22 protein-coding genes and 1 pseudogene are annotated in these 22,796 nt (G+C 60.0%); 12 read left to right on the forward strand and 11 right to left on the reverse strand.

Annotated features, from left to right (window positions below):
• The first annotated feature begins 8 nt into the window (after positions 1–8).
• Both SIB38_RS04000 and gltB read left to right on the forward strand, forming a co-directional pair.
• Entirely contained in the window at positions 9–803 is a 795-nt protein-coding gene (locus SIB38_RS04000; RefSeq protein WP_412551473.1) for a hypothetical protein, read from the forward strand.
• Positions 790–5,328 (forward strand): glutamate synthase large subunit, encoded by a 4,539-nt coding sequence (gene gltB / locus SIB38_RS04005; protein WP_294116730.1) that lies wholly within the window; start codon positions 790–792, stop codon positions 5,326–5,328. The genes SIB38_RS04000 and gltB overlap by 14 nt, the downstream gene beginning before the upstream one ends.
• Before the next feature lie 76 nt (positions 5,329–5,404).
• Here gltB and SIB38_RS04010 read toward each other — a convergent pair whose 3' ends face one another.
• The gene (locus SIB38_RS04010) at positions 5,405–5,830 is read right to left on the reverse strand and encodes a DUF4345 domain-containing protein (RefSeq protein ID WP_294116729.1); all 426 of its coding nucleotides are present in this window, start codon (positions 5,828–5,830) and stop codon (positions 5,405–5,407) included.
• 154 nt (positions 5,831–5,984) lie between these two features.
• Here SIB38_RS04010 and SIB38_RS04015 point away from each other — a divergent pair, with 154 nt between their 5' ends.
• From SIB38_RS04015 to SIB38_RS04035, 5 genes are all read left to right on the forward strand, one after another.
• A complete protein-coding gene (locus SIB38_RS04015; RefSeq protein WP_294116728.1) occupies positions 5,985–6,350 on the forward strand; it encodes a DUF4189 domain-containing protein in 366 nt (121 codons plus the stop codon).
• A 56-nt stretch (positions 6,351–6,406) separates the two neighbouring features.
• Positions 6,407–7,162, forward strand: coding sequence for a monofunctional biosynthetic peptidoglycan transglycosylase (gene mtgA / locus SIB38_RS04020; protein ID WP_294116727.1), 756 nt, complete (start codon positions 6,407–6,409; stop codon positions 7,160–7,162).
• Positions 7,163–7,220: 58 nt separating this feature from the next.
• Positions 7,221–7,886: a glutathione S-transferase family protein gene (locus SIB38_RS04025; protein WP_294116726.1), complete on the forward strand. Its 666-nt coding sequence runs from the start codon at positions 7,221–7,223 to the stop codon at positions 7,884–7,886.
• Between the two features lie 89 nt (positions 7,887–7,975).
• Complete coding sequence (gene queG / locus SIB38_RS04030) at positions 7,976–9,013, forward strand: tRNA epoxyqueuosine(34) reductase QueG (protein WP_412551474.1); 1,038 nt, start codon at positions 7,976–7,978, stop codon at positions 9,011–9,013.
• Positions 9,013–9,648 carry a glutathione S-transferase family protein gene (locus SIB38_RS04035; protein WP_412551475.1) on the forward strand — a complete coding sequence of 212 codons (636 nt, stop codon included), beginning with the start codon at positions 9,013–9,015 and terminating at the stop codon, positions 9,646–9,648. The genes queG and SIB38_RS04035 overlap by 1 nt, the downstream gene beginning before the upstream one ends.
• Before the next feature lie 33 nt (positions 9,649–9,681).
• On the opposite strand, the gene msrA is transcribed toward SIB38_RS04035, so the two are convergent.
• The 8 genes and pseudogenes from msrA to SIB38_RS04075 all read right to left on the reverse strand — a co-directional run bounded on the left by msrA (position 9,682) and on the right by SIB38_RS04075 (position 16,129).
• Positions 9,682–10,182, reverse strand: coding sequence for a peptide-methionine (S)-S-oxide reductase MsrA (gene msrA / locus SIB38_RS04040; protein ID WP_294116723.1), 501 nt, complete (start codon positions 10,180–10,182; stop codon positions 9,682–9,684).
• Positions 10,179–10,631 (reverse strand): peptide-methionine (R)-S-oxide reductase MsrB, encoded by a 453-nt coding sequence (gene msrB, locus SIB38_RS04045; protein ID WP_294116722.1) that lies wholly within the window; start codon positions 10,629–10,631, stop codon positions 10,179–10,181. Before msrB ends, msrA begins: the two co-directional genes overlap by 4 nt.
• 137 nt (positions 10,632–10,768) lie before the next feature.
• Positions 10,769–11,176, reverse strand: coding sequence for a thioredoxin family protein (locus SIB38_RS04050; protein ID WP_412551476.1), 408 nt, complete (start codon positions 11,174–11,176; stop codon positions 10,769–10,771).
• Positions 11,177–11,190: 14 nt separating this feature from the next.
• Positions 11,191–11,904: a cytochrome c biogenesis CcdA family protein gene (locus SIB38_RS04055; protein ID WP_294116720.1), complete on the reverse strand. Its 714-nt coding sequence runs from the start codon at positions 11,902–11,904 to the stop codon at positions 11,191–11,193.
• Positions 11,905–11,961: 57 nt separating this feature from the next.
• Positions 11,962–12,837 carry a DMT family transporter gene (locus SIB38_RS04060; protein ID WP_412551477.1) on the reverse strand — a complete coding sequence of 292 codons (876 nt, stop codon included), beginning with the start codon at positions 12,835–12,837 and terminating at the stop codon, positions 11,962–11,964.
• Positions 12,838–12,928: 91 nt separating this feature from the next.
• On the reverse strand, positions 12,929–13,993 hold the full coding sequence (locus SIB38_RS04065; RefSeq protein ID WP_294116718.1) for a DUF2955 domain-containing protein: 1,065 nt from the start codon (positions 13,991–13,993) through the stop codon (positions 12,929–12,931).
• Entirely contained in the window at positions 13,983–15,047 is a 1,065-nt protein-coding gene (locus SIB38_RS04070) for an HlyD family secretion protein (protein ID WP_412551478.1), read from the reverse strand. Before SIB38_RS04070 ends, SIB38_RS04065 begins: the two co-directional genes overlap by 11 nt.
• A pseudogene (locus SIB38_RS04075) lies at positions 15,044–16,129 on the reverse strand (AI-2E family transporter). Before SIB38_RS04075 ends, SIB38_RS04070 begins: the two are co-directional and overlap by 4 nt.
• A gap of 114 nt (positions 16,130–16,243) precedes the next feature.
• On the opposite strand from SIB38_RS04075, the gene SIB38_RS04080 reads away from it, so the two are divergent.
• The 4 genes from SIB38_RS04080 (at position 16,244) to SIB38_RS04095 (ending at position 19,191) form a co-directional block, all read left to right on the forward strand.
• A complete protein-coding gene (locus SIB38_RS04080; protein WP_294116714.1) occupies positions 16,244–16,900 on the forward strand; it encodes a potassium channel family protein in 657 nt (218 codons plus the stop codon).
• Positions 16,897–17,280 (forward strand): VOC family protein, encoded by a 384-nt coding sequence (locus tag SIB38_RS04085; RefSeq protein ID WP_412551479.1) that lies wholly within the window; start codon positions 16,897–16,899, stop codon positions 17,278–17,280. The genes SIB38_RS04080 and SIB38_RS04085 overlap by 4 nt, the downstream gene beginning before the upstream one ends.
• Positions 17,281–17,413: 133 nt before the next feature.
• Entirely contained in the window at positions 17,414–18,520 is a 1,107-nt protein-coding gene (gene aroC / locus SIB38_RS04090; protein WP_412551480.1) for a chorismate synthase, read from the forward strand.
• The gene (locus SIB38_RS04095; protein ID WP_294116711.1) at positions 18,520–19,191 is read left to right on the forward strand and encodes an HD domain-containing protein; all 672 of its coding nucleotides are present in this window, start codon (positions 18,520–18,522) and stop codon (positions 19,189–19,191) included. The genes aroC and SIB38_RS04095 overlap by 1 nt, the downstream gene beginning before the upstream one ends.
• A 5-nt stretch (positions 19,192–19,196) precedes the next feature.
• On the opposite strand, the gene SIB38_RS04100 is transcribed toward SIB38_RS04095, so the two are convergent.
• Positions 19,197–20,120, reverse strand: coding sequence for a DMT family transporter (locus tag SIB38_RS04100; protein WP_294116710.1), 924 nt, complete (start codon positions 20,118–20,120; stop codon positions 19,197–19,199).
• A 119-nt stretch (positions 20,121–20,239) separates the two neighbouring features.
• Between SIB38_RS04100 and SIB38_RS04105 the strand changes: the two genes are divergently transcribed.
• Positions 20,240–21,742 carry a malonate--CoA ligase gene (locus tag SIB38_RS04105; RefSeq protein WP_294116709.1) on the forward strand — a complete coding sequence of 501 codons (1,503 nt, stop codon included), beginning with the start codon at positions 20,240–20,242 and terminating at the stop codon, positions 21,740–21,742.
• Positions 21,743–21,793: 51 nt separating this feature from the next.
• Here the strand turns inward: SIB38_RS04105 and SIB38_RS04110 are convergent, their stop codons facing one another.
• Entirely contained in the window at positions 21,794–22,663 is an 870-nt protein-coding gene (locus tag SIB38_RS04110; RefSeq protein WP_294116708.1) for a branched-chain amino acid aminotransferase, read from the reverse strand.
• Positions 22,664–22,796 lie beyond the last annotated feature (133 nt).

The following is a 22,796-nucleotide window of genomic DNA, read 5'->3' on the forward strand; positions in this document are numbered from 1 at the left end:
CTGGCCGCTTGATGGATCAAAGAGTCGACATTCAGATGCGGATCGCGACCGAGGACCATGAGGTGGCTTACATGCGTGGCACCGGCAATCGGTTGGTGGTCTCGCTTGGCGGAGTGGGCACAAAGCCCAATGAGATGCCGCCGTTTGAATTTGTGGGGACCGCGTCGCAGGGCGGTGAGAACCACGTGATCCTGGTCACAGAGCGGGCCAGAACTTGGATGAACAGCCCGGATTTGCCCGAGGCGATTGTGAAGGAGATAGAGACGGTGGTGGCACGCGAAGCCATTGACGAGGTGGTTGCCCTGGGCAACAGCATGGGCGGCTTTATGGCGCTTGTGTTGCCGACGCTGACCCGTGTCGACACCGTTGTGGCTCTGTCTCCGCAATTCTCCATGCATCCCAAAGTGGTGCCGGAAGAGACCCGTTGGCAGAAGTGGCGCCGCCGTTTCCCGACCTATCGGCACCGTCAGGTGCCTGCGCCACAAGACGGCACGCGCTATGTCGTGCTGCACGGCGACACGCCCGAAGAACGCATTCACTGGGCCCGCTTCCCGCAAGCGCCCAAAACCTTCAACCATTTCATCCTGCGGGGCGAGTCCCACGATCTGGTGAAAGCGTTGAAGAAACTCGACATCATGCGTCCGCTGCTTGAGCGGGCCATGGACGTAAAAACGCGCCAGGTGCGCAAACTGTTGGAAAGCCATTTCACCGTGGTGCGCAGGGAAGACCTGCCACAAGCGGAGCAAACGGCCCCAAGCTACCCCGCAACTCTGGGACAGGAGACAGCCAATGACAAAGTATGATGAAAACTGGGTCAAAGCCGAAGAAACCAAACGCGAATGGATGGCGGAGAACGGTCTCTATTCTGAAGCCGAGGAGCATTCCTCTTGTGGCGTTGGTCTTGTGGTGTCTGTGGACGGCAAACCAAGCCGCAAGGTTGTGGAAGCGGGTATCACCGCGCTGAAGGCGATTTGGCACCGGGGTGCTGTGGATGCGGATGGAAAGACCGGCGACGGCGCGGGCATTCACGTGCAGATTCCAGTGTCTTTCTTCTATGATCAGATTGAGCGCACTGGCCACGAGCCCAATAAAGACGAATTCATCGCGGTTGGTCAGGTGTTCCTGCCACGCACCGACCATGGCGCGCAGGAAGCCTGCCGGACCATCGTGGAAACCGAAGTTTTGAAGATGGGCTATCGCATCTATGGCTGGCGCCATGTGCCAGTGGATGTGACCTGTCTGGGTGATAAAGCCAACGCGACCCGGCCGGAGATTGAGCAGATCCTGATCTCCAACTCCAAAGGTGTGGACGAGGACACGTTTGAGCGTGAGCTCTATGTGATCCGTCGTCGGATTGAGAAAGCGGCTTTGGCGGCGAACATTACCGAGCTTTATATCGCGTCGCTGTCCTGCCGGTCGATCATCTACAAAGGCATGATGCTCGCGGAGCAGGTGGCGGTTTTCTATCCAGACCTGATGGATGAGCGGTTTGAGAGCGCCTTTGCGCTGTATCACCAGCGCTACTCGACCAACACCTTCCCACAGTGGTGGCTGGCGCAGCCGTTCCGCATGTTGGCGCACAACGGTGAGATCAACACTCTGAAAGGCAACCTGAACTGGATGAAGAGCCATGAGATCCGCATGGCGTCTGCTTCCTTTGGTGATTACGCCGAAGATATTAAGCCGATTGTGCCGGGTGGGGCGTCTGACTCTGCGGCGCTAGACGGCGTGTTTGAGGTACTGGTGCGCGCGGGCCGCTCGGCGCCGATGGCGAAGACCATGTTGGTGCCTGAAAGCTGGTCCAAGCAGGCGGTGGAGCTGCCGCAGGCGTGGCGTGACATGTATTCCTACTGCAACTCCGTGATGGAGCCATGGGATGGCCCGGCGGCGCTGGCGATGACCGATGGCCGCTGGGTCTGTGCCGGTCTGGACCGTAACGGTCTGCGCCCGATGCGTTATGTTGTGACCGGCGATGGACTGCTAATTTCCGGCTCGGAAGCGGGCATGGTGCCGATTGATGAAGCCACTGTGGTGGAAAAAGGCGCGTTGGGTCCGGGTCAGTTGCTGGCCGTGGATATGAAAGAGGGCAAGCTTTATCACGACACAGAGATCAAGAACAAACTCGCCAGCGCACGTCCGTTTGGAGAGTGGGTTGGCAAGATCCGTGATCTGGGCGACGAACTGGCCACTGTGGAAGAGACAGCCACCTTTACCGGTGAAGAGCTGCGTCAGCGTCAGATCGCGGCGGGTTACTCCATGGAAGAGGTTGAGCAGATCCTTGCGCCGATGGCGGAGGACGCGAAAGAGGCGCTGGCCTCGATGGGCGATGACACGCCATCTGCCGTTCTGTCGAAGATGTACCGCCCGCTGAGCCACTTCTTCCGTCAGAACTTCTCTCAGGTGACCAACCCGCCGATTGACAGCTTGCGTGAATACCGCGTGATGTCGCTGAAGACGCGGTTTGGCAATCTGAAGAACGTGTTGAGCGAAGATGGCAGCCAAACCGAGATTGCGGTTCTGGAGAGCCCGTTTGTGGCCAGCGGCCAGTTTGAGCGCATGCTTGAGGCGTTTGACGACACGGTTGTGACCATCGACTGTACCTTTGACGCGGGCAGCCATGATGGCGCGTTGCAGACCGGTTTGGAGCGTATCCGGGCGGAAGCCGAGGACGCGGTGCGCTCTGGTGCGGGGCACATTGTGCTGACCGATCAGGCGCAGGGTGCGGACAAGGTTGCGATGCCGATGATCCTGGCAACCAGCGCGGTGCACAGCTTCTTGACCCGCAAAGGTTTGCGGACCTTCTGCTCGCTGAACGTGCGCTCTGCCGAGTGTATCGATCCGCATTATTTTGCCGTGCTGATTGGCGCCGGTGCGACGGTTGTGAACCCGTATCTGGCCGAAGACACGCTGGCGGATCGCATTCAGCGCGGTCTGGCGGATGGCTCGCTGACCGAGAATATGGCGCGCTACCGTGAGGCGATTGACCAAGGTCTGCTGAAGATCATGGCGAAGATGGGGATTTCGGTGATCTCCTCTTATCGCGGCGGTCTGAACTTTGAGGCCGTGGGCCTGTCCCGTGCGATGTGTGCGGAATACTTCCCGGGCATGACCAGCCGGATTTCCGGCATTGGTGTCAGCGGCATTCAGCACAAGGTCGAAGAAGTACACGCCAAAGGCTTCAAGTCGGGCACCGATGTGTTGCCGATTGGCGGCTTCTACAAGGCACGTAAGTCTGGTGAGACCCACGCGTGGGGTGCACAGACAATGCATATGATGCAGGCGGCCTGTGACCGTGCGTCTTATGAGATGTGGAAGCAATATTCTGCGAAGATGCAGGCGAACCCGCCGATCCATCTGCGTGATCTGCTGAACATCAAGCCGTTGGGTGAGGCCATTCCGATTGAGGAAGTGGAAAGCATCACCGCGATCCGGAAGCGTTTCGTGACGCCGGGCATGTCTTTGGGCGCGCTGTCTCCTGAGGCGCACAAAACCCTGAACGTTGCGATGAACCGGATTGGTGCAAAATCTGACTCCGGTGAGGGCGGCGAAGATCCGGCACACTTTGTACCGGAGCCAAACGGCGACAACCCGTCTGCGAAGATCAAGCAGGTGGCGTCGGGTCGTTTTGGTGTGACCGCCGAATACCTGAACCAGTGTGAAGAGCTGGAAATCAAAGTGGCCCAGGGTGCGAAGCCCGGTGAAGGCGGCCAACTGCCGGGCATGAAGGTCACCGACTTGATTGCGCGACTGCGGCACTCCACCAAAGGTGTGACCCTGATTTCACCGCCGCCGCACCACGACATCTATTCGATCGAAGACCTTGCGCAGCTGATCTATGACCTGAAGCAGATCAACCCACGCTGTAAGGTGACGGTGAAGCTGGTGGCGTCCTCGGGCGTTGGCACAATTGCGGCCGGTGTGGCGAAGGCGAAAGCCGACATCATCCTGATCTCCGGCCACAACGGTGGCACCGGTGCCTCGCCTGCGACCTCGATCAAATACTGTGGTCTGCCATGGGAGATGGGTCTGACCGAGGCACACCAAGTGCTCGCAATGAACAACCTGCGCGAGCGGGTGACCCTGCGGACCGATGGCGGTCTGCGGACCGGTCGTGACATCGTGATGGCCGCGATGATGGGGGCGGAAGAGTACGGCATTGGTACCGCCGCGCTGATCGCGATGGGCTGTATCATGGTGCGTCAGTGTCAGTCCAACACCTGCCCGGTTGGTGTGTGTACTCAGGACGAAGACCTGCGTGCGAAATACACCGGTACGGCGGATAAAGTGGTGAACCTGATCACCTTCTATGCGCAGGAAGTGCGGGAAATCCTCGCCTCCATCGGTGCGAAGTCCTTGGATGAGGTGATTGGCCGTGCGGACCTGCTGGCGCAGGTATCTCGTGGCTCTGCTCACCTTGACGATCTGGACCTGAACCCGCTGCTGATCACCGTCGATGGAGCGCATGACATCGTCTACAACCGCGACAAAGACCGCAACTACGTGCCTGACACGCTGGACGCGGAAATTGTCCGGGATGCGGCGCGCTTCCTTGAGGATGGTGAGAAGATGCAGCTGTCTTACGCGGTGCAGAACACGCACCGGACTGTGGGCACCCGTACCTCAAGCCACATCGTGCGCAACTTTGGTATGCGCAACGCGCTTCAGGAAGATCACCTGACCGTCAAGCTCACCGGCTCTGCGGGCCAGTCGCTGGGGGCCTTTGCGGCACCTGGTCTGAAGATCGAAGTGTCTGGCGATGCCAACGACTACGTGGGCAAAGGCCTGTCTGGGGGTACCGTTGTGGTGCGTCCGCCCATGGCGAGCCCGCTGACGGCGGCCGACAACACCATCATCGGCAACACGGTTCTCTACGGTGCCACCGACGGTTACCTGTTTGCCGCAGGGCGTGCCGGTGAGCGTTTTGCGGTGCGGAACTCCGGTGCGAAGGTTGTGATCGAAGGCTGTGGCGCCTGTGGCTGTGAATACATGACCGGCGGTATCGCGGTGATCCTTGGCGATATTGGCGCCAACTTTGGCGCGGGCATGACCGGTGGTATGGCCTATCTTTATGATCCGGAAGGCAAGGCCGAAGGGGTTATGAACCTCGAGACTTTGGTGACGACACCCGTGGCAGTGCAGCATTGGGAAGATCAACTGAAAGGCCTGATCGAGCGCCATGTCGCGGAGACTGGCTCTGCGAAGGCGCGCGATATCCTGCAGCATTGGGATGTTGAAAAAGCCAACTTCCTGCAGGTCTGCCCTAAAGAGATGCTGGTGCATATCCCGCAGCCGTTGACTCAAGAAGGCACAGCTGTTCCAGCGGAATAACGCTGGATCAGAGACACAAAAGACCCCCGCTGGTGCAAACTGGCGGGGGTTTTCTTTTGGCGGAGGCTGCGATTGCCTATGGGCCGTGGTGCCTGCCTGCTTTGAAGATCCAGACTGCCAAGGCTGGGAACAAGAAGAACTCGAGCAAAACGGATGGCAGTACGGCCATGTTCAGGAGTGTGGCCAAGTCCGGCGTGGTGAAGCGGGCCAGACCGCCGAGAAAGACGATGCCGCACAGCACAATCAAGGTGATGCGCAGGGAGTGAAACAGAAAAGCGCCAGCCAGAAACACCAGACCGAAGCTGGTGAACACCCCACCCAAGAAGCGCACATGGTTGTCTTGGGCGTTGAAATCCGTGGGGTTGAGCACGTCGACAAAATCAGTGGGCCCCATCCAGCCTGAGGTGCGAATGCCGCCGAAAACCACGTCCAGACCAAGAAATAGAATGCAGAGCCCAATGAGGGCCAGAAGGGCGCGTAGGAGCATGGTCGAGCGGGTCACGAGAAGGGCCTCTTTTGGTTTTGGTGTTGCGGTCGTGACTGGACGGGCTGTGCATTTACAAGCAGATCAAGCCTTTGCGCCGTATAAATAAATGTGGCTTTTTGGGATTTATCAAGGATCGGTCCATACTGCTGTCAGCCATGGAGGATGTTTGATGCGATTTTTCAAAGCGATTGTGACAGTGGCTGCACTGACAGCCGGGAGTTCTGTGTCCGCAGGAGAGTGCGGGTTTGCCCAGTGTTGGGGCGCAGTTGGCATTGGTCCTGGCGGGGCCTGGGGCTATTCCTACGGCAAGTATTCAGAAGCCGACGCGGTGAACGCCTTGCAGGGGGAATGTGGCTGGGATTGTGACAACGTGCACACCTTCTACAACACCTGTGGGGCCATTGCGGAGGGCACCTCTGGAAATTGGGGCTATGGCTGGGCTGGGACGCGGTCTCAGGCGGAAGACAATGCCTTGGGGTATTGTTATCAGAACGGCGGTGGCTGCAGCGTTCGGGTCTGGGCTTGTTCGCCGTAGGCTTGCGCTATGGGCGGTGAGGCTCTACTCCCTTTGCCAAAGACGGCGGCAGGGACATGGCCAAGAAAGCAGCCAAATCAAAGCCCAAGACAAAGGGCACCAATAAGAGCACGGCGACTCCGAAAGCTGGCGTGATTAAGCGCCAGTGGGCGCGGCTGCGCTATTGGTGGCGACGGGTGCTGATGTGGGCGGTGTCGTTGTTCATCTTCTCGATCCTGATTTTCATTGTGATCAATCCGCCCACGACCTGGACGATGATTGGCGAGAAGCGGCGATTGGGGCAGGTGGATTATCAATGGGTGCCGATTGAACAGGTGGCGCCGGTGATGCGCCGGTCCGTGGTGGCGGCGGAAGATGCGAATTTCTGTCTGCATTGGGGGTTTGACGTGGAGGCGATCCGGGATGCAATTGCCGAAGGCGCGGGGCGAGGCGCAAGCACGATCAGTCAGCAAACCGTGAAAAACGTCTATTTCTGGCAAGGGCGCAGTTGGCCGCGCAAGGCGATGGAAACACTGATGACGCCGCTGGTGGAGATGACCTGGACCAAGCGGCGGATTCTGGAAGTTTATCTGAATGTGGCTGAGTTTGATGAAGGTGTGTTTGGTGTGGAAGCGGCGGCGCGGCATTACTTTGGTGTCGGGCCAGAGGATTTGACGCCGGTGCAGGCCGCGCGGTTGGCGGCGGTGTTGCCCAACCCCAAGCAGCGCTCTGCCAGCAAGCCCACAGCGGCGGTGCGGCGACGGGCCGCGGCGATCCTGGATGGGGCGGAAACCATACGCGGAGAAGCGCGCGCGGCGTGTTTTGCGGATTGAAATATGCGCAGGGGCAAGGCATTGAAGGACAAAGCCCAACAACATTGCGACCCTGCTGATGAACCGTCTGTTCCATGTGCCCCTGTCTCCGTTTTGCCGCAAGGTGCGCCTCGTGATGGGGGAAAAGCGGCTTGAGGTGGAACTTGTAGAGGAGCGCTATTGGGAGCAAGATCCCGATTTCCTGCGCCGCAATCCAGCCGCCAAAGTGCCGGTCCTGAAGATGGACGGCAAGATGATGGCGGACAGCAACGCCATCTGTGAGTATCTGGAAGAGAAGTATCCCGACCCGGCGTTGATGCCGCGTGACCCGGATGGGCGCTATGAGGTGCGGCGGCTGGTGGCGTGGTTTGACGACAAGTTCCACCATGAGGTCACCGCGAAGCTTTTGTATGAGCGGGTCAATCGCAAGCTGATGGGCACGGGCTATCCGGACAGTTCCAATGTGAAAGCCGGGGCCAAAGCTATCAAATATCACCTCGATTATACGCATTGGCTGCTGGACCACCGCCGTTGGCTGGCGGGGGATGTGATGACCTTGGCGGATTTCACGGCGGCGGCGCATTTGAGTGCGCTGGACTACATCAGTGACGTGGATTGGAACCGCTCTGCGGTGGTCAAAGACTGGTATGCCACCATCAAATCGCGTCCGGCGTTCCGGGCTGTGTTGGCGGATCAGGTGCCCGGCTTCCCGCCGCCTGCGCATTATGCTGATCTGGATTTCTGATCGCGGGCGCTGGCAAGGGGGCTGTCTGCCCCCTCGGCCTGACGGCCTCACCCCCGAGGATATTTTCGGACTGAGAAGGCGGGGGTGTCATGGCGGATGATCTGACCACCCGCATGAAGGCGGAAGCTGTGTCCTTGGGCTTTGATCTGGCCAAAGTGTGCCGGCCGGATTCGGTGGGCCATGTGGCGGCGGGTTTGGATGGATTTCTCGCCAAAGACTACCACGGGCAGATGCAATGGTTAGAAGCGCGCAAACATTGGCGCTCGGACCCGTCGGTGCTGTGGCCGGAGGCGCGCTCTGTGATTATGCTTGGGGAAAGCTACACGCCGGAGCATGACCCCACGGCGGTGCATGGCGCGCCGGATCGGGCGGCGATCTCGGTGTACGCGCAGAATCGCGATTACCATGACACGGTAAAAAAGCGCCTCAAACGCCTTGCGCGGTGGTTGATTGCCGAGACCAGCCCGGAGACCGAGGTGAAGGTGTTTGTCGACACTGCGCCGGTGCCGGAGAAGCCGTTGGGGCAAGCGGCGGGGCTGGGCTGGCAGGGCAAGCACACCAATCTGGTGAGCCGCGATTTGGGCTCCTGGTTCTTTATTGGCTCGGTGTTCACCACGCTGGAGCTAGAGACGGACAAGGCGGAAATTGATCATTGCGGGTCCTGTCGCGCCTGTCTGGATGCCTGTCCAACCAAGGCCTTTCCGGCACCGCATCAGATTGATGCGCGGCGGTGTATTTCCTACCTGACCATTGAGCATCATGGGCCGGTAGATGAGGACTTGCGCGGGCTCATGGGCAACCGGATTTATGGCTGTGACGATTGTCTTTTGGCCTGTCCCTGGAACAAGTTTGCCCAAGATGCGCGGGAGATGAAGTATCACGCGCGCGACGAGTTGATTGCGCCAAAGCTGGCGGAGCTGGCTGTGCTGGAAGACGCGGAGTTTCGCACGTTTTTCTCTGGCTCGCCGATCAAACGGATTGGGCGCAATCGCTTTGTGCGCAATGTGCTCTATGCGATTGGCAACTCCGGGGATGCGGCTTTGCAGGAGGTGGCGCAGGGGCTGTGCGAGGACGCGGACCCCACGGTGGCGGATGCGGCGCGCTGGGCGGTGCAGAGGTTGTCGTGATGCGGGACGGGGCAGTGGATCAGGTCACGCTCTTTGGCTTCAAGGAGAGCATCTACACCCAAGTGGTGATGATGGCGCTGGCGGCAAAAGGCGTGGCGTTTGAGATGAAACGCGACAATCCGTTTGAGGCGGGGCCATCCGGGCCACATCCGTTTGCGCGGGTGCCGGTGCTGCTGCATGGGGAATTTGCGATCTATGAGACGGCGGCGATCACGCGTTATGTGGATCGGGCGTTTGACGGGATCGGGCTGGCTGCGGAGGACGCGGAATCGCTGGCGCGGATGGATCAGGTGATCGCGATTGCCGACAATTATGCCTATTGGCCGATGGTGCGGCAGGCCTATGCCCATGGGGTGGTGCGCAAACAGGCCGGGATCGATTGGGACAAGGCACTGGTGCAGGACGGGCTACGCGCGGCGGAACCAGTGCTGAAGGTGCTGGACGAGATGGCCAGCGAGGGCTGGGTGCTCAACGGGTTGCGGATTTCGCTGGCGGATTGCCATGTGGCGCCGATGGTCGCGGCCTTTGCGCAGCTGCCCAAGGGGCGCAAGATGATTGCGCAGTTTTCGGCGCTGTCCTGTTGGCTGGAGTGGGTCACCCACAGCCGCGCCTTTCGGCAGGCAGTGGGGACGTAGGCGCGCAGCGCGGCTGCGCCCCAATTGTTTGACTTAGCCGTTGCGTTTGGGCAGGACCCAATCGGGGCGGGCGAAGTGGCAGGTGTAGCCGCCGACGTTTTTCACCAGATAGTCCTGGTGGTACTCTTCGGCTTCCCAGAAATCGCTGACCGGTTCCACTTCGGTCACCACTTTGCCTGGCCAGAGGCCGGAGGCGTCAACGTCTTTGATGGTGTCTACCGCGACCGCTTTTTGGTCCGCGTCGGTGTAGAAGATCGCCGAGCGGTAGGACATGCCCAGATCGTTGCCCTGACGGTTTGGTGTGGTCGGGTCGTGGATCTGAAAGAAGAATTCCAAGAGTTTGCGGAACGAGGTTTTGGCCGGGTCAAAGATGATCTCGATGGCCTCGGCGTGGGTGCCGTGGTTTTCGTAGGTCGCGTTTGGGACATCGCCGCCGGTGTAGCCGACGCGTGTGCTCAGAACGCCGTCCATTTTACGGATCAGGTCTTCCATGCCCCAGAAACAGCCGCCTGCCAGTACTGCGCGTTCGCTCATTGGTCGATCTCCTCTACTTGATCGAGATAGGCGCCATAGCCCTCGGCCTCCATATCGGCGCGGTGCACAAACCGCAACGAAGCGGAGTTGATGCAGTAGCGCAGCCCGCCACGATCCTGGGGACCATCGGGGAAGACGTGGCCAAGGTGGCTGTCGCCGTGTTTGGAGCGCACTTCGGTGCGGATCATGCCGTGGGTGCTGTCGTGATGCTCGGTCACGTGGGCGGCCTCAATCGGCTTGGTGAAGCTGGGCCAGCCGCAGCCGCTTTCGTATTTGTCAGAGCTGGCAAAGAGCGGTTCGCCGGAGACCACATCGACATAAATGCCGGGTTCTTTGTTGTGCAAAAGTTTACCGGAGCCGGGGCGTTCGGTGCCGTTTTCCTGAGTGACCCAGAATTGTTCGTCGGTGAGGGTGGCGATCACGTCTGTGTCGCGGGTGTATTTGGTCATGCGCGTCTCCTTCCCTTGGCCGCTTGAGTTACGGGGCCAAGTGTCCTGTGTTCAGGCATATGGGAGGATACGGGGGTTTGAAAAGAGGGGATCACGCCGACGTGTCGCGGTGCAACATTTGGCGTGATCCAGATGGGTTAGGCTGTGGCGGCGGTTAGGGCGGTGTCCAGGAGGTCTTTGATCTTGGATTTGTTGGTGCCGGCGACGATACGGCCAAGTTCTTGGTCGCCTTTGAGCACCACCAGTGTTGAGCGGCGTGGGATTTTCAGCTCGCGGGCCAGGTCGGAGTTGCTGTGCTGGTCCCAGTCCACGTTGATGAAGGTGATGGCGTCTTTGTAGGCGGGATTTTCGCGCAAGAGGGCGTCAATGGCGCGTTCCTGTGCGGCGCAAGTGGTGCACCACTCGGTTTTGAAATCCAGAAACACGGTGTCACCTGCAGCGAGGTGCTTTTTCACGAGGCCCGGGGTGTAGTCTGTGGCGGCGCGGGCGGCCATTGGCAGGACCAGCGTGGCGGGAGCAGAGGCAAGGAAAGTGCGACGGTGCATGTGGGGAACTCCTTTTAAAGGGCGACAGAGAGATCGAGCAGCCAGGGGGGCAGGACACCCAAGAGCCAGATTTCGATCATGTGGTGGACATTGAAAAACAGCGCGAGGCCAGTGAGGAAGAACACGCCCCCAAGGATGGGGCGGGATTTGGCAGCAATGGCGCGCAAGGTGGCTTGGTGTTTGCCAAGGGCCGAGCGAGCGCCATAGCCAAGGCCAAAGATCAGTGTGGAGACGCCAGCAGCAAAGGCAATCATGATGACCGTGGCGTGGGTGAGGCTTTCGCCTTGGGAGGCCAATGCAATCGCGCCACCCAACGTGGGGCCGATACAGGGGGACCAGACGAGACCGAGCAGCAGGCCGCCGAGGAATTGGCCTTGCAGGCTGGTGTGGTCTACTGCGTTGAGCGTGCTGTCCGCGGAGGCGGCAACACCGGCTGTGGCGGTGGAGAAGGCGCTGGAGAATTGTGGCACCAGCAGCACCGCGCCGAAGCCCATCATCAGGACGGCGCCAGCCTTGGAAAGCGTTTCCGGCGTCAGGCCGATGGCGTGGCCAAAGACGGTCACAGCCATGCCAAACACCACAAAGCTGAGGCTCATGCCGAGGGCCAAAACGGCGGGGCCATGGCGGGAGGCCTGCAGGGCGCTGGTCAGCACGATGGGCAGAACCGGCACCACGCAGGGGTTGATCAGGGTCAGCAGACCCGCGCCATATGCAAAGAGGTATTCCATGCCTCTCTTGTGCCAAGCGCAGTCGAGAGTGTCATGTCAAAGAGTGGTGCCGCGGGATCACTTGGCCGTGTGCGATTGTTTCGAAAGCTGCACGGCGAGGATGCCGGCGCAGATCACCGCGACGCCGACGATGTCCCAGAAACCCAGCTTTTCGCCAAGGATCATGGCGGCGATGGCAACGCCGAAGAAAGGGTTGAGGAAGTGGAAGGTGGCGGCTTTGACCGCGCCGATGCGGGCAACCAACGCGAACCAGATCCAGGTGGCGAAGAGGCCCGGCGCGAGGATGGTGTAGATGAAGGCGATCAGCATCTTGGGGTTCCAGTTGACCGTCCATGTTTCAAACACAAGTGAAGCAAAGAAGAGCGTGATTGCGCCGACATACATTTGCAGGCCAACGATCATGATCACGTTGCCGCCGGAGGACGCGTTGCGCACGGCGAGGGTGGCAATGGCCAAAGCCAGTGCGCCGATGACACAGAGCAGGACGCCGAAGAGGTCGACGCCGTTGCTTAAGCGGCCCGCCATGATCAACAGCACCCCACCAAACCCGACGATGAGGCCGATGGTGCCCATGGGGCTGAGTTTCTCGCCTTTGACAGCCCAGCCGAGCAGAGCGACGATCAGGGGCATAGTGGAGGCGATAATGGACGCGAGCGAAGCCTCGATGGTGGTCATCGCGTTGAAGTTCAGGCCCAAATAGAGCGCGTTTTGGCAGAGGCCAAAGATGATGGTGGCGCGCCATTGCGCTGGTGTGAGGTGCCAGGATTGGCCCAAGGCACGGGCGATGATCACGCCGATGGTGCCCGCGATGGCAAAGCGCAGGGAGGAAATCATCAGAGGCGAAGCGTCGGCCACAATGATGCGGGCGGAGGTGAAGGCAGAGGACCAGATCAGGGCAAAGAGCAGCCCCATGCCAATTGCGCGGATGTCCATGGTGCCTGCCTCAAGCCGTTGCTTTGTGAAGATGTTCGCTGGCGCGATGTAAACGCAACTTGAGTCTGGCTGCAACCGGCCTCAGCGCATGTCAGGTCTTCGCGCGACGCAAAAGGCCGCGTAGGCCCCGGCGGCGGCGTTGCCGCTTTTCCGGATCGAGCGGGAAGAAAGCGTCCACCACGATGTAGGCGATCAGCACAAAGATCAGTGCGTTGCCGATCTGTACAAGGCGGTCGATCATTTTCACGTCGGCATCTTTGCCAAAGGGGGCGATGGAGCCGCCAAACAAGATCACTGTGGTGGTTAGGGCGGTGCCGCCCATGGAAGCATCTGGGCGGTCCGAGATGAACCAGTAGGACAGCAGGAAAGCAGCCACGGCGAAGGCAAGCAATGCGGTCAGCATCAGGGGTGCAATGACAGTGAGTTCGTAGCAGGCGATCGCGACCAGTCCGCCGATGAAGTTGGCCTTCATCATGTTTTTCGCAACGATTGGACCAGCAGCGGTGGCGGCGGAGAGTTGTTGCGACAGGATGGCGACAAATAAGAGCGTCACCAGCGCGCCACTGCCCACAAGGTAAAAGTAGATCGCAAAGGGGATGGTGACCAGCGACATGCGCAGCACCAGCCGGTTTGGGTCATAATGCGGCGCGTCGGGTTTGGCTGCGGCGGCGACGCCTTGGGGCGTGGGCGGGAAGAAGTGGAACATCGCCACGGTCCAGAGCCACGCCAGCACAAGGTTGATTGGGATCCAGATCACCAGAACCAGCGCGAGGTCCTGAGACGTGAGTACCAGAGTTGGCAACATCAGCGCGGCCATGAGGGCCAGCACAACGCTGAGCATCCCGGCACCTTTGGTGGACCAGTAAAAGCAGGTTGCCACGGCGAGCGCGAGGGCCATGAGGAAGGCCACAGGATAGGGCGCAAGCGCGGTGGAGAAGACCCAAGACGCGACCAGAAACACCACCGCCTGCCGGAACAACGTGCGGATGGCGATGGGCGGCATCGGGCCGGGCGCCTGCAAGAACAGCACGGCGAAGACGGTGAAAATGGTTGCCAGGGGCCAGCCGATCAGGATGGCGAGCGCAAAGCTGCCGGACACGCCGGTTGCCAAGCGCAGGCCACGCCGTTCGAGGGCTGGGTCGACCTCAATAGGCATACGACAGCCAGGACACCAGTTTGATGTAGACGCCGCCAATGAAATTCAAAAAGGCATTGTCGTTGGTGTAGACAATCACATCCGCCTGTCCATTCACGTTAAACCGCACGTCGTCGGTTTCGTCGCCTTCGGTGTAGCCTGGCAGAATGATGCGCAGGGCAAAGCGTTGCGGGGCGCGGAGCCAGCCGTTGGCGCGGGGGATGTCCGTGGGTTCACCCGGCTTGCTCTTGGTGCCATCGGAGCTGGCGGCGCTGAGGCTGACCACCTCCCCTTTGAAGATTTTGCCGGGATGCATGTCGAGCACCACATCCACCGGGTCGCCCTTCTTGATGTTGCCGAGATTGTTTTCGGTCATATAAGCCTCGACCCAGACGTTGCTGGCGTCGATGAAGGTCATCAGGCTTTGGCCGGATTTGGCGTAGTTGCCCTCGGCGATGTCCAGATCGGAGAGCACACCCCGGGCGGGGGCCTCGAGTTCGGTCCAGCTGAGTTTCAGCTCGGCATCTGCGAGTTTGGCCAAGGCGGCCTGAATGCGCGGGTTGTCTTGCCCGGTGCTGCCGAGCGCTTTCTGTTCGCTTTCCAGATCGGCCTGTGCCTGTTCCAGCTCAGATTCCGCGTCCGCCAGACGGCGGCGGGCTTCGTCGGCTTTGGCCACAGCAATGAGGCCTTTTTCCTCCAGTTCAAACACACGGGCGGATTGCAGGCGTTCGGTTTCCAGGTCGGTCTGTGCACGGGTCACGCGGGTTTGGGCGCTGCTGACGTCGGCGCTGTCGGCGCCCACGTCTTGTGTGGCGCGTTCCAGTTCCGCTTCGGCGCTTTGTTTCTGGATTTCAAACTGGCGCGGGTCGATGCGGGCGATTACGGTGCCCGCTTCGACAATCTCGCCGTTTTCGGCATTGATCTCGATGACCGTGCCAGACACCTGCGGGGTGACCGGGGTGATGATCGCTTTCACACGTGCGTTGGAGGTGAAGGGCGTGATGCGGTCTGCGGCGAGGTACCAGGCCACAACAATGAACAGCAGGCCTAGGATGCTCCAGAAGGTGCGTTTCATTTCCGAGCTTCCTCCAGCGCTTCGGCGTCAGCCTCGATCTCTTCAGCCACGTCGGCCTCCATCCAAGCAACCACAAGTTCATAGAAGACCGACAGGATCACGGGGCCAACAAAGATGCCGATCAGGCCGCCGGAGAGCACGCCGCCGATGACGCCTACGAGGATCACCAGAATCGGGGTGTTGAGACCTTTGGCGATGAAGATCGGGCGCAGGAAGTTGTCCATCAACATGAGCGGAATCATGATGGCGGTGAACAAGAGCGCGGCGCCGGTGCCCATGGAGCCCCAAGCCCAGATCACCAGCGGGATCACAACGATGGTGGGGCCAACCTGGATAATGCCGAGGATCAGCACGACAACTGCTAGGGGACCAGCGGCATCGATGCCAAAGAGCATCATGACAATGCCCATGAGGCCAGCCTGCAGCGCGGCCACCCCGAGTACGCCGCGAGACACGTTGCGCACGGTGGCGGCGGCCATTTCGACAAACTCACCGCCTTTGGGGGCAAAGACACGGTTGCCAAATTTCTGCACCATCTCGCCGAGTTTTGGCCCGGGGGAGAGCATCATGCCCATGACAATCACCGACAGCGCCATGGCCAGCAACTGGAAGCTCAGACCCGCTACCGCGCCGCCGATGGTGGTAGCAAAGCCCAGCACCACATCGCCGTAACGATCCAAAGCGACGGCGAGGTTGTTGTTGAACAGGTTTCAGATTTCGGTGGCTTTGGGGCCGACCAGGGCGATCTCGCTTAGTCCTTCGGGGGCGGGAGGTAGGTCAAGCTTGCCGGTTTTCAGTTTGTCGCTGAGTTCGTTGAAGTGGGCGAAAAAGCTGTTCACTGAGGCCCAGAGTGGACCAATGGTGAGTGCCAGACCCAGCAGGGTGATCAGGGTGGAGGCGAGGCCGCGACGGCCGCCAAGTTTGCTCGAGAGCCAGTCAAACAGGGGGTAGACCGCGACCGCCAGAATGATGGCCCAGACCACAATGCCAGAAAGTGGCAGGATAATGGTGAAGGCAGCGAAGGCAAACACACCGAGGAACAGAAGGCGAATGCCCAGATCAATCAAACGTCTTTCATCCATATCGAGTACTTCCCAAATTGTTCAAATTCCGCGTAGGCTGGCCTGAAATTGTGGCTTATGCGGTTGTTATGGCGGCATCTTTGTACGGGCAGAGGTGATTTGAGGAATAAAAAAGTGAATGGCAACAGTGAAATTTTAGCGCCCGAAGGGTTTTTCCAGAAACATCGCTGGGCGATTTTGTTGGGCTTGCTGGTGTTGCTGATGCTGCTGGATGGGTTGGATGACCGCTACGGCTGGGCCAGCACGGCCGGGTTGTGGGGGCTGAGCTTCTTGTTTCTTGGGGTTGTTGGAGCCACCGAGCGCAACACGTTTTTGCGCATCACCATGGCCGTGCCGGTGATGGCCTGGTTTGTGCTGCTGATCATGGCGGAGTTTTTCGGCATGACCGTAAATGGCGGGTTGTATGCCCTGGCGGCACTCATGCTGTTTGGCTCAATGATCATCAGCTTTCGCCAGCTGTTTGCTCCGGTGCATTCGGAATATGAGCGGCTGTCGAGCGGGGTGTTTGGCTACCTGTTGATCGCGATGCTTTGGGGGCTGGCCTATTGGCGCATTGAGGCGGCCTATCCTGGGTCATTCAATATGCCCGAAGATATCGCGGGGCAGAAAGCCGGGTTTGTGTATTTCTCGATGATTACCATGACCACGGTGGGCTATGGCGAGATCACCCCTGCGGCGAGCCTGACGCGGATATTGACTGGCATGCAGGCCATTGTCGGTACGATGTTTGTGGCGATCTTCATAGGCCGCATTGTGGGGCGATTGAAATGACGGACGTCACAGGGCAGATCACTTGGGTTTACACGGAAAAGCTGGCGACGGCGGCGAGCTTTTATCGCGATGTGTTGCGCTTGCCACTGGTGCGTGATGCGGGCACTGCGCTGATTTTTGAGACGGCGCCCGGAGCGCGGTTGGGGCTGTGTGAGGCCTTTGACGGGCGGGTTGTGGAACCGAAAGGCAGCATGATCACGCTCTTGGTCGCGGATCGCGCGGCGGTGGATGACTGGTATGCGCGGGTGACGGCGGCTGGGGCAACTGTGCGTGGCGCGCTGGAGGTTTTGGAGCGGTTCGGGATCTACAGTTTCTTTTGCGAAGACCCGAATGGCTACCAGATTGAGGTGCAGTGCTTTTTGGATGAGGCACCGCAGTAAGCATGCGCGGCCAAAAGCGCTTCCCTTGTTAAGCGAGTGTGGCTTTGGCGAGGCGTCGCGCCGCATTCGCGCGCTGCTGACTTCCCCCTTGGCGGCAAAGGCGCTACAGGTGCGGTGAAACGGGAGTTGCCGCATGTCGATGAATAGCTTTGGACATCTTTTTCGCGTCACCACTTGGGGTGAGAGCCACGGGCCAGCGCTGGGCGCGACGGTGGATGGGTGCCCTCCGGGGGTGTCGGTGGATGAGGCGATGCTGCAGCATTGGCTGGACAAGCGACGCCCCGGTCAGAACAAGAACACCACACAGCGCAATGAGCCGGATGCGGTGAAGATCCTGTCCGGCGTGTTTGAGGGTAAAACCACCGGCACGTCGATCCAGTTGATGATCGAAAACACCGATCAACGCAGTCGCGATTATGGTGAGATCAGCCAGACCTTCCGTCCGGGACATGCGGATATCACCTATCACATGAAATATGGCAACCGCGACTATCGTGGCGGCGGGCGCAGCTCGGCGCGTGAGACAGCTGCGCGGGTTGCGGCGGGTGGCATTGCGCGCGAGGCAATCAAAGCGATTGCGCCCAATCTTGAGATCAAAGGCTATATGACCAAGATGGGCGCGATGGAGATTGATCGCGAGAACTTTCATTGGGACGCGATTGATCGCAATGATTTCTGGATTCCGCAGGCCGCCGACGTGGCGCAGGAGTGGGAAGACTATCTTCAGGCGCTGCGCAAAGAGCATGACAGTGTGGGCGGCGTAATCGAGGTTGTGGCGCGCAATGTGCCTGCCGGGATTGGCGCGCCGATCTATGGCAAGCTTGATACCGATCTGGCGGCGGCGATGATGTCGATCAACGCCGTGAAAGGCGTGGAGATTGGCGAAGGCATGGCGGCGGCGGGGCTCAAGGGTTCCGAGAACGCGGATGAGATTTTCATGGGCAATGACGGCCAGCCGGTGTTCTCCTCCAACCATGCGGGCGGCATTTTGGGCGGTATTTCGACGGGTCAGGATGTGGTGGTGCGTTTTGCAGTGAAACCAACCAGCTCGATCCTCACGCCACGCCAGTCGATCCGGATTGATGGCAGCCCAACAGAGGTGATCACCAAAGGTCGGCATGACCCCTGTGTGGGCATTCGCGCGGTGCCGGTGGGCGAGGCGATGATGGCCTGTGTGATCCTGGACCATTTGCTGCTGCATCGCGGTCAGGTGGGGGAGAATCAGGGCAAGATTGGCTGATGCTGGACAGCGTTGATCTGAGCGACCTGAGAGAGGCTCTGCGCGCGGAAGCGGCAGAGCGCATGGCGCAGGACAGCGCGCATGATTTGGCGCATCTGGATCGGGTTTGGACGACAGCGCAGGCATTATCCGAGGCGGAAGGCGGGGCCGATTTGCGTGTGCTGCTGGGGGCGAGCTATCTGCATGATCTTGTGAACTTGCCCAAAGATTCACCCCATCGGGCGCGGGCCAGTACCATGGCAGCAAGCGCAGCGGCGCCAATTTTGCGCAGCCATGGCTTTAGCAATCACGAGGTGGCAGCGGCGCAGCATGCGATTGCAACCCATAGTTTCTCTGCTGGCTTGAAGCCAAAGTCGTTGGAGGCACGGATTCTGCGGGATGCGGACCGGTTGGACGCGCTGGGCGCGATTGGCATTGCACGCACCTTTGCGGTCGGCGGGGCTTTGGGCCGGGCGTTGTATGACGAGAATGACCCCTTTGCCGAGCACCGCGCGCTTGATGACAGCGCTTGGGCGCTGGATCATTGGCCAGTGAAGCTGTTCCGGTTGCCGGAGGACTTGCAGACCGTGGCAGGCAAGCTGACGGCTGAGGAGCGGGTGGCCGAAATGCGGGCCTTTGCACAGGTTTTGGCAAGCGAGTTGGGGCGCACATTGCCGGAAAGCTGGGCGTAGCTGGCTTAACCCTGCGGGGTTACACCGGGGCGGGCTTTGCCGCGCTTCAATCCCAATTGCCGTTCTCGCCATATGATCAGGATGCCCGCGGCGATCACGATGGACGCGCCGATCAGCATTTGAGGTGTCGGGATTTCGGAAAACCAGACGTAGCCGATCAGGATGGCAAACAGCATCGCGACATAGTCAAATGGGGCTACCACAGAAGCTGGTGCAAAGCGGTAGCACGAGGTCAACATGATCTGGGCGACGCCGCCGATGAGGCCTGCGGTGACAAGCAGTGCTGCCTGTTCCCATGTCGGGATGACCCAGCCAAACGGCAGGGTGAGCAGCGACAAGCACGAGGCCGTGAGCGAGAAGTAGAACACAATGGCTGAGGTTTGATCGGTTTGCACCAGCTTGCGGATGTGGATCTGCGCCAGCGCGCGGAAGAGGGCAGAACCCAGCACCAGCATGACGCCAACGGTGGCCATGGCGGAGGCCTGATCCGCGTCAAATATGGTCAGGCGCGGCCAGAGCACCACCGTAACACCAATAAGACCAATGCCAACAGCCGTCAGGCGGAAGGCGCGGACCTCTTCGCCCAGGAACATGGCAGCAAAGATCACGGTCATCAGGGGCGCGGCAAAGCCAATGGCAGTGACTTCGGGCAGCGGCAGGAGCCCTAGCGCGGCAAAATTCATTGCCATCGAAGTGGTGCCAATCACCCCGCGCCAGACGTGACCCATGGCGTTGGTGACACGCAGGCCTTGCGGCATCTCCCCGCGCTGCAGGAGCCAGATGAAGATCACAAACAGCGCAAAGAAAGATCGAAAGAAAACGGCTTGGCCGGCGGGCACCTCGTCGGCGGTGGCTTTGATCAAGGCCGCCATGATGGAAAAGAGCGCAATGGCGGTGATCTTGAAGGCAATGCCTTTGAGCGGCTGCATGAGGATGTCCGGTGCTTGGGGTTGGCCGGACTGTGGCGCAGGGGCGTTGGAATGACAAGGCGGGCTTGATCTTTGGCGGGGGAGCGGGAAAGGTCCGTGCCAACTACGGAGGGGCCGCCATGTATCAGGACAACTATTTGATTGCCGCGCTAAGCGCATCCGCCGAGGGGCGCGGGCGCGAGGTGTTTGCCGAGGTGCCGGGGCAGGACCAAGTGACTTTTGGCGGGCTGTTTGCCGGGGCGGAGCGCATGGCGGCGGCTTTGGTCACGCAGGGGGTGCAACCCGGAGACCGCGTGGCGGTGCAGGTCGAGAAGACCATCGAGGCGATCCAGCTCTATCTCGGCACGGTCATGGCGGGGGGCGTGTTTCTGCCGCTCAATACGGCCTACACGACCTCTGAGGTGGCCTATTTCCTGGGAGATGCCACCCCGCGTGTGGTGGTCTGCGATCCTGCCAAAGCGGAAGAGATTGCACCAATTGCCAAGGGCGCAGCGGTGCTCACTCTGGATGGCGCTGGGCAGGGCAGCCTGACCGATCTGGCGGATGGTCAAACGGGGTTTGCGCCTGTGGCGCGCGGCGCGGATGATCTGGCGGCCATCCTGTATACTTCGGGCACCACGGGGCGCTCCAAAGGGGCCATGTTGAGCCATGACAACCTGCTGTCCAACTCAGAGACATTGCGGGGTTACTGGCGGTTCACCAAAAAGGATGTGCTGATCCACGCCTTGCCAATCTTCCACACGCACGGGCTGTTTGTGGCGACCAATGTGGCGCTGCTGTCTGGGGCGTCAGTGGTGTTTCTGGCGAAGTTTGATGCGGATGCGATTTGGGACGCCATGCCCAAGGCAACCAGCCTGATGGGTGTGCCAACCTTCTACACAAGGCTGTTGAAAGACGCGCGGCTGACCAAAGAACTGGCGGCCAATATGCGGCTGTTCATTTCCGGCTCTGCGCCTTTGTTGGTGGATACGCATGAACAATGGGAGGCGCGCACCGGGCACCGGATTCTGGAGCGCTACGGCATGACCGAAACCAATATGAGCACCTCCAATCCCTACGACCGCGAGCGACGGGCGGGCACCGTGGGCTTCCCGTTGCCGGGTGTCGAGGCGCGGATTCGCGCAGATGGCGCAGAGGTGGCGCAGGGTGAGATTGGCGTGTTGGAAGTGCGCGGGCGCAATGTCTTCAAAGGCTATTGGCAAATGCCGGAGAAGACAGCGGAAGAGCTGTTGCCGGACGGCTGGTTCATCACGGGCGATTTGGCCAAGGTGGACGCGGACGGCTATGTGACCATCGTGGGGCGCTCCAAGGATCTGGTGATCACCGGCGGGTTCAATGTCTACCCCAAGGAAATCGAGTCGCTGATCGATGATCTGGATGGCGTGTTGGAAAGCGCGGTCATCGGCGTGCCACATTCGGATTTTGGCGAGGCGGTGGTGGCTGTCGTGGTGCGCTCTGATCCCACGCTGACGGAGGCGCAGGTGAGTGGGCCGTTGTCGGAGAGCCTGGCGAAATTCAAGCAGCCCAAACAGGTGATCTTCCTGCCGGAACTGCCGCGCAACACAATGGGCAAGGTGCAGAAGAAGGCGCTGCGTGAAAGCTACGCGGGGCTTTTCTCCTAAAGCAAAACGGGGGCCGATTGGCCCCCGCTTCGATTTGATCTTTTGTGCAGCTTACGCGCGCACAAGCTTCTCGTAGGACTCGGCGATGTCGCGGGTGATGTCGCCCACTTCAAAGGTGTAGTCGCCAATCTGACCTACCGGGGTCACCTCGGCGGCGGTGCCGGTCAGCCAGCACTGCTCAAAGTCGGCAAGTTCCTCTGGCATGATGTGGCGCTCGATCACGTTGATGCCTTTGTCTTTCAGCATGCCAATCACGGTCTGACGGGTGATGCCGTTCAGGAAGCAATCCGGGGTTGGCGTGTGCACTTCGCCGTCTTTCACGAAGAAGATGTTGGCGCCGGTCGCCTCGGCCACATAGCCACGGTAGTCCATGAACAGGGCGTCCGAGCAGCCTTTGGCCTCTGCCTTGTGCTTGGAGATGGTGCAGATCATGTAGAGACCCGCCGCCTTGGCGTGCACCGGGATGGTTTCCGGGCTTGGGCGTTTCCATTCCGCGATGTCGAGCTTGGCGCCCTGCATTTTGGCGTCGCCATAGTAGGCACCCCAAGGCCAGATCGCGATGGCAACGCGGACAGGGTTGGCCGCAGACGCGACACCCATGTCTTCCCCGGAGCCGCGCCACACAACAACACGCACATAGGCATCTTCAAGGCCGGACTTCTTCAGGGTTTCCTGCTTGGCCGCTTCCAACTCTTCCAGAGAGATCGGCATCGGCATGTCGAGAGCTTCGGCAGATTTGAACAGGCGTTCGTTGTGCTCGCGGCTCTTGAAAATCTTGCCGTTGTAGGCACGTTCGCCTTCAAAGACGGAGCTTGCGTAATGCAGCGCGTGGCTCAGGACGTGGACCTTGGCCTCGCGCCAGTCAACAAACTCGCCATCCATCCAGATGACGCCGTCACGATCGTCATATGCACCAGCCATGGTCGTTCCTTTCGCTTACCAAAGGGCTTTCAGTTTTTCATTTGTTGCGCGCCATATGGCCGAAACGGTCATAAAATTGCGCAAATCCTGCGATTCGCTACCAGTTAGCGCTTGGAGTGTCAACAAAGCTGAC

The sequence above is a fragment of the Shimia sp. MIT910701 genome, from assembly GCF_047126315.1.
Classification (GTDB): Bacteria; Pseudomonadota; Alphaproteobacteria; order Rhodobacterales; family Rhodobacteraceae; genus Shimia.